Origin of the sequence: Helicobacter sp. UBA3407, from assembly GCF_949747025.1 — a bacterium.
GTDB classification, from domain to species: Bacteria; Campylobacterota; Campylobacteria; order Campylobacterales; family Helicobacteraceae; genus Helicobacter_D; species Helicobacter_D ganmani.
This window is the reverse complement of the sequence record NZ_CATKCB010000051.1, coordinates 1-6,945: the sequence shown is the minus strand read 5'-3', so window position 1 is coordinate 6,945 and position 6,945 is coordinate 1. Positions and strand designations below refer to the sequence as shown.

General features: G+C 35.4%; 6 protein-coding genes and 1 pseudogene. 2 read left to right on the top strand and 5 right to left on the bottom strand.

Going from position 1 to position 6,945, the window contains the following annotated elements:
* The 4 genes and pseudogenes from Q1553_RS00780 to Q1553_RS00765 all read right to left on the bottom strand — a co-directional run.
* Positions 1 to 411, bottom strand: a pseudogene (locus Q1553_RS00780) (phosphatase); the annotation flags it as partial.
* Entirely contained in the window at positions 402 to 1,751 is a 1,350-nt protein-coding gene (locus Q1553_RS00775; RefSeq protein WP_181881597.1) for a histidine kinase dimerization/phospho-acceptor domain-containing protein, read from the bottom strand. The gene Q1553_RS00775 and the pseudogene Q1553_RS00780, both read right to left, overlap by 10 nt.
* 29 nt (positions 1,752 to 1,780) lie before the next feature.
* Positions 1,781 to 2,449: a response regulator transcription factor gene (locus Q1553_RS00770; protein WP_115550984.1), complete on the bottom strand. Its 669-nt coding sequence runs from the start codon at positions 2,447 to 2,449 to the stop codon at positions 1,781 to 1,783.
* Positions 2,450 to 2,803, bottom strand: coding sequence for a hypothetical protein (locus Q1553_RS00765; RefSeq protein ID WP_297731843.1), 354 nt, complete (start codon positions 2,801 to 2,803; stop codon positions 2,450 to 2,452).
* Positions 2,804 to 2,963: 160 nt separating this feature from the next.
* Here Q1553_RS00765 and Q1553_RS00760 point away from each other — a divergent pair, with 160 nt between their 5' ends.
* The gene (locus tag Q1553_RS00760) at positions 2,964 to 3,965 is read left to right on the top strand and encodes a TerC/Alx family metal homeostasis membrane protein (RefSeq protein ID WP_297579296.1); all 1,002 of its coding nucleotides are present in this window, start codon (positions 2,964 to 2,966) and stop codon (positions 3,963 to 3,965) included.
* A gap of 10 nt (positions 3,966 to 3,975) precedes the next feature.
* On the opposite strand, the gene Q1553_RS00755 is transcribed toward Q1553_RS00760, so the two are convergent.
* Positions 3,976 to 5,715 carry a Na/Pi symporter gene (locus Q1553_RS00755; protein ID WP_297571711.1) on the bottom strand — a complete coding sequence of 580 codons (1,740 nt, stop codon included), beginning with the start codon at positions 5,713 to 5,715 and terminating at the stop codon, positions 3,976 to 3,978.
* A gap of 259 nt (positions 5,716 to 5,974) precedes the next feature.
* Here Q1553_RS00755 and Q1553_RS00750 point away from each other — a divergent pair.
* Positions 5,975 to 6,945: FAD-dependent oxidoreductase (locus Q1553_RS00750; RefSeq protein ID WP_300842675.1), on the top strand; the 971-nt coding region annotated here is incomplete at its 3' end.

Below are 6,945 nucleotides of genomic sequence, written 5' to 3'. Positions count from 1 at the left end.
GTATTTTGGATTCTCTCTTGCGATTCTTTGCACAGCAATTTTTGGAGCAAGAGAAGTAATTTGCGCCTCTTGTTCTCCTGAAATCACACGAAATTGAATCTGTGTACGCTCCCAAATCTCTTGCAAAATCCTTTCACGATTGCGCGCTTTACGCATTGCTTGCGTCGTTAGCGCAACCACTTCTTGCTGTGGGGTAATATCTAATGCACACTTCATTTCAAGCAAACCTTGAATGATTCTTTCTTTTGCCGCTTCACAAATTTCTCCGCTATCCTCTAGCCCCTCTGCTGTGCGCACCGTCGTATCATATTCTTGAAGGACTGCAAATTCCTTTTGAAATTCTTTCTCGCAAACTTGCATTCTTACTCCACGCAAAGAATTGCTACCCAAATCAATTCCTATTATTTCCATAATTTTACTCCTTTTGGAAACATCACTTTAAAATAATGTTTTCCTATTTTGGCTATTTCTTTTTCTTGTGGTTGAGATTCTGTGATTTCATAGACATACCCAAATCCCAAATGGTGCAACTCCAAAATACCTTTTAAAATCCCTAAACCTAGCCCATAGCCTTGAATCAACGTATGTGAATCCTCACGTGAAAAAGGTTCAAAGTAATAAGAAATTGAATGTTTCAATGGCGCACCAAAATTACAAATATTGATTGCAAAAAATTCATCTACTCCTGATGGCAAGCCCCAAGTCGTGTCCTCATTAAGCCTTTTTTCCAATCCTGTTTGGACAATAATTTTCCCACTGCTTTTATATTTCTTTGCATTTTCAATTAAATTTTTTAATGCAATAGACAAAAACTGCAAATCTCCATAGATTTTAAAATTTTCTTTAATTTCAATCTCCAATTCCTCTTCTTCAATAAATAAATGTGTCAAAGTCTCCAAAATCAATGTTTCTGCATCAAATGCACTCCACACAAGTAAATCTCCACCCTCTTGGATTTTTTCAAAGGTTAGAATCTGACTTGTTAAATTATCCAAATTACTTACGCACCTTGTTACAAGTTCTTTTTGGGGATTGTCTGGCATCATTTCCAAAGCAAGTTTTGCTTTAGAGATTGGCGTTTTTAGCTCGTGTCCAATATTCCTTAACACAAACTCTCGCGCAATCATTAATTTAGAAATTTTCTCACTCATTGCATTAAAACTCCAAGCCAATTCCGCTTGTTGTGGCTCTTTTGGCACAGGAATCTTAATCTTATAATTTCCCTTAGTAAAATCCTGCAATGCGCTTTGCAAAACTTTTAGCGGATGGAGAAGCGCCAAAATAATCGCAAAAGTGAGAAGCTGTATCAAAAAGTCTAAAAGAATCCAAATATTCAAGCCACTATCCGCGGACAATGCGTTTTTATAGTCTTTCAACGCAACAAAGGTCATTTCCAAATATTCCAAATGAAAACCATAATGGCTTTGGAGTTTAAAAATTTTAATCTTGGCAAAAGAATCTTGACTTTCCAATAATACGACTGCACTCTCTGGAATCTGACGCACGATTTTGTAATCATTATTTTGCACAATCTCTCGCAACTGCGCAGTATTACCGCCAATAAATTCTATTAAAGATTGTTGAGCTAAAAAAGTTGTTTGAGAAAGAATCGCCCCCTCATTATTTTTTAAATTGTTCATATTTGTGAAATACACAATTGCACCCGTGGCGCAAAGAGAAATAATAAATAAAAGATAAATTTGAACAAAAAGTGGTGGAATAAGATTTGGGATTCTTAATTTACCTTTCATTTAATCCTATTGCTCCATTTATTTAGAACTTAATCGCAAAATTTATAACCAATTCCCCAAATGGATTGGATATATTTAGGGGTTTTTGCGTCATCTCCTAGCTTTACGCGCAAATTCCTAATGTGTGTATCAATGCTTCGCAAAGAGGAATCCGGAGCAATACTAGAAATCGCTTGCATTAAAGACTCTCGCGAATAAGGCTTCCCTCTGTGTGCAATCAGTAAGTTTAGAATTTCAAATTCTGCAGGCGTAAGCTCCACATTGTAACCCTCAACATTTACCTTGCGTCTATCCACATCTATTTCTAAATCTCCATATTTTATGCTTTTGTTTTGAGAACAACGTTTCAATAATGCATTGATGCGTGCAACAAGCTCAATGGGCTCATAAGACTTTGCCAAATAATCATCTGCTCCTCGCTCAAATCCTAGAATCTTACTGCTAATATCCGCTCGTGCAGAGGACATAATAATAGGAATATCGCTAATTTTTCTCATTTTTTGACACAACTCTAAGCCGTCCATTTCAGGTAGCATAATATCTAACACTGCAAGATGGAATCCACCTTTACTTTTTATCCATTCTAGCGCAGTATTAGGACTATCTGTCGCCATAACTTCCATACCACTTTGGCGCAAATAATCCACCAATAGTTTCTGCATCTCCAAATCATCTTCTACGATTAAAATCTTATACATTTACCACTCCCAAATCTTTTCCAAAAGCTTATCCATAGTCTCTGTATCTAAAATCTCTGCAACTGCAACATAAAAAGCAATCCTTGCTTTAATGTATTCTTCCTCCACTTCTTTAAAAGATTTCTCGTATTGCTTTAAATCCACTTTTACGCCACTTTTTAAATCTAGCAATAAGCGATTCCGAATGCGAGAATTATTCTTCTGGTAGGCTCGTTTCTCGGCATAAAATTCTGCCATTGCACTTTTCAACATTTCTTGTGCTTTTGGAGTCAAACTTAAAGATTTTAAAGCATTTTCAACATCACTACTCCATAATTGAGCGCAAAAAATTAAACAACAAAACAAAATCCGCATAAATATCCTAAAAAAGTTAAAGTATAAAATTATAAAAGCGTCATAATAAAGCTACACTTAAAAACTAGATTGTCCTTGCAAATACATTTACCAAATATTTATTTTTGTAATTTAAAATATTGTAGCGGTTTTTTAACAAAAATTTCTTTTAGGATATTCAATGGATTATTTAGGATTCCCCCTACATACAATTGCTGTCTTTACAATCTTTGTCATTATTGCACTTTGTATTGATTTTCTAGGACACAAAGACAAAACTACGAACTTGAAATCTGCTAGTATTTGGTCTATTTTTTGGGTTTTTATCTCTATTCTTTTTGGTTTATTTGTGTATTATGAACACGGCAAAGAAATGGCTTCTTTATTTTTCGCAGGCTATATCTTAGAAAAATCCTTATCTGTGGATAATCTTTTTGTCATCATGGCTATCTTTTCTTGGTTTAAGATTCCCCAAGAATATAGACACAGAGTATTATATTTTGGAATTATTGGAGCAATCATCTTCCGCCTCATCTTTGTTGCAATCGGGAGTAGCCTGTTTTTACTTGCTTCGTGGGTGCAGCTTGTCTTTGGCGCAATTATTCTTTGGACTGCATTTGCAATGCTTGGAAAGAGTAATAATAATGAAGAAATAGAGGATTATTCCAACCATTTGGCTTATAAACTTGTTTATAAATATTTTTCAGTTTTTCCAAAAATTGTTGGACATCATTTTTTTATTAGCAGAAAAACACTTGCACTTAAGCTGCAAGAGAATCCAAACATCAAATTTTCAGACAAAGGCTCCATCATCGCAACACCCCTCTTATTATGCTTATGTGTGATAGAAGTGAGTGATATAATGTTTGCCTTTGATAGTGTTCCAGCTGTGATTGCAATCTCACAAGAGCCGTTAATTATTTATTCCGCAATGATTTTTGCTATACTTGGCTTGAGGGCATTATATTTTGTGCTTGAAGCATTGAAGCAATACTTAATCTATTTAGAAAAAGCTGTGATTGTCTTGCTCTTTTTCATTGCCATTAAAATCCTATGCAATGCCTTGTATCATATGTTTGGCGTAGGATTTGAGATTCCTCCTCTTGTGAGCTTGTATGTCATTGCGTTTATTTTGTCGGCAGGAATTACCCTTAGTATTTTATTTTCAAAAACTAGAGAATAGGCGAGATTCCCTAGTTTTGTTCTGTTTCTGACTCTTCAGCAGTCTCTAACCATTCTTCTTTGGTAAAAATGACTTCCACTGCTTCCATTAAACTCATCGCAATATCTGCAATAAAAGAGCTATCATTCAGGATTGAAGTTGCATTCGTTGCGCTGATTTTCTCTTCTGCAATGAGATTCTCTACATCTTTCATAATATTTCTGTCAAATTCTTTTGGCATATCTTTCGTTGCTCTAATTTGCTTCAAAATCACATAAGCACTTTCGTCTTTCATTAATTTCAATTCCTCAATGCTGCGCAAAAGCTCTCCTAAATCCTTGCGCATTGCATTGTATTGTCCTGCAAGATAAGGATTAGATGAAACGGAATAAACTTTCATATTTGCTTGAATGAGCTTTAAGTTTTTAGTGGCTTCTGCAATATTGCGTGTCGCAAGCTTAAAGGAATAAATGCGTTGGTTTTTATCTTCGTCCTCTACATATCTTTGTGCTTTGGTAGAAAACTCCATAATTGCGTCAAATAAGACTTTGATTTTTCTTTTATAAAGGTAATCCAAATCCACATTTCCGCTAAACCATTTTTTTGTTTTTACAATCGTATCAAAGCTTTCTTTGCCGCGAATATCGCTGCGGTTGAAGCCAATCGTGTGCGCAATCATCGCATAAGCATTATTGTATAAGTGCATAGATTCTTTTTGCAAGGCGTCAATGGCGGTATCAGGGTATTCTATGAGGTTTTCATCCAAATACAAAGGAGCGTCCATTTCTCTATCCCGTGGAGCTTTAATCGTTTTATCCAAGAAATATACGATTTGTCGGATAAACAAAGAAATAAAAATCACGCCCACAAGATTAAACAATGTATGAAAAAGCGCAGTTTTAAGGGCGACATTGTCCTCTGAAAGCCCCAAGAAACCCGCTGTAATATTCACTAAATTCACAAAATAAGGAAAAAATGCAATCACGATAATGGCAATACTGAAGTTAAAAATACAATTCGCAATCGCAAGCTTTTTTCCTTCAATATTTGCACTCAAACTCGCAATCACTGCTGTTACAACACCCCCAACACTTGTCCCAAGAGTAGCAGCTAGCGCGTTTTCAAATCCAATCTGCCCACTCACTAATGCAGAAATAATAATCGCCAAAGTTGCGTGGCTACTTTGCACAATCCCTGTCATCAAAGCACCAAGCCCAACAAAAATCACTACGCCCTTAAATCCATCAAAATTAAAACGTGAAAGGTCCATAATCTCCTTATAAGATTCAAAACCGCCCTTAATATAATCTACTCCTAAAAAGAAAAATCCAAGCCCTACAAAGATTAGCCCAATTCCTTTAAAAACTTTATCTTTTTGGAAGTTTAGTACCGTCCCACATACAATAAGTGGAATCGCAAAGATAGAAATATTAATACTTGTCAATCCAACAATCAGCCAAGAGCCCGCACTATTGCCTAAGTTTGCCCCAAAAATAATCCCAATTCCTTGCGCAAGAGTAATCAAGCTTGCAGAAAGAAAAGAGATAGAAATCACAGAAACAAGGGTTGAGGATTGCATTAGCATTGTAGTAACTACACCAAACACGATACTTTTCAAGCGCGTATCCGTGGATTTTGTCAAAATCTTTTCTAAAAGTCCCCCGCTAAATGATTTGAATCCCGTGCTTAGATTCATCATACCAATCAGCAAAATTGCAACTCCGGCAAGAATTTGTGCGATTTCTGGAAATGCAACCAAAAAATACAGCATTAAGATAATAACAACAATTAAAGAATATCGTTTGAGATTCTGCAACTCTTTCTTCCTTTTTACAATAAAATTAAGCTGTTAATTATAACTAAAAGTTTGACTATTTCTATATTTTTGTTTTCAATATTATTCAGCTAAATCAATAAAAATTCAAAAACTTCATATTTTCCTTAAAAAATAAAATAATTTTTAACCTTTTAGCATTATATTAACAATAATATTTTAAGATAAATCTTTCAAGTCTAAAAAGGAGCGCGAAATGGGACAAGAAGCAAAAAGAATCTTGATAATTGGTGGGGGTTATGGTGGTTTAAAAGTGGCTTTGGGGCTTCAAAGAAAATATCAAGGAAATGCAAAAATTACTTTGATTAGCAAACACGACTATCACTATCAGACAACTTTGTTACATAAAGTAGCAATCGGAACATTAAGTGCAAGAAAAGCAAGAATTTACTATCGCAAGATTTTAAACCCACAAAAAGTAGAATTTATCAAGGATAAAATCACTCGTCTCTGTCCAACAGAAAATAAAGTCATTGGAAATGGTGGAGAATATCCTTATGATATTTTAGTCATTGGACTTGGCTTCAAGCCTGATAATTTTGGAATCGCGGGAGTAGATAAATATGCTTACAAGCTCTCCTCACTCAATGCCGCATTGAAATTAACAAAAAATATTGAAAATAAATTTAAAGAATTCGTGCATACAAAAAACCCAAAAGATTTGCAAATTATTGTGTGTGGCACAGGCTTTACAGGGATTGAATTTGCCGCTGAACTTGCGACACAATTAGAAGAGCTTTGCCTTATCTGCGGAATTGATAGACAAATTCCAAAGGTTACCTGTATCGGACGCTCACCGCATATCCTGCCTGTTTTTAATGAAAATCTTGTCCAAACAGCAGAATCCAAACTCAAAGCACTTGGCGTAGAAATTCTATCAAGTGCAACCATTAAGGAGATTAAAGAGGGCAAAGTCATAGTAGAAAAAGAAGGGCAAAAGCAAGAAATCTATGGCAATACAATTATTTGGAGTGCGGGTGTCAAAGGTAGCGACATCGTAGAGAAATCCGAGATTCCAAACAAAAAAGGACGTATTAAAGTCAATCCCCAATTACAATGTGAGGAGTTTCCAAATATCTATGTCGTGGGAGATTGCGCTATCGCTACTGACAAAGATGCTATCCACGCCCCCACTGCACAACTCTCTGCGCAAATGGGAGACTATCT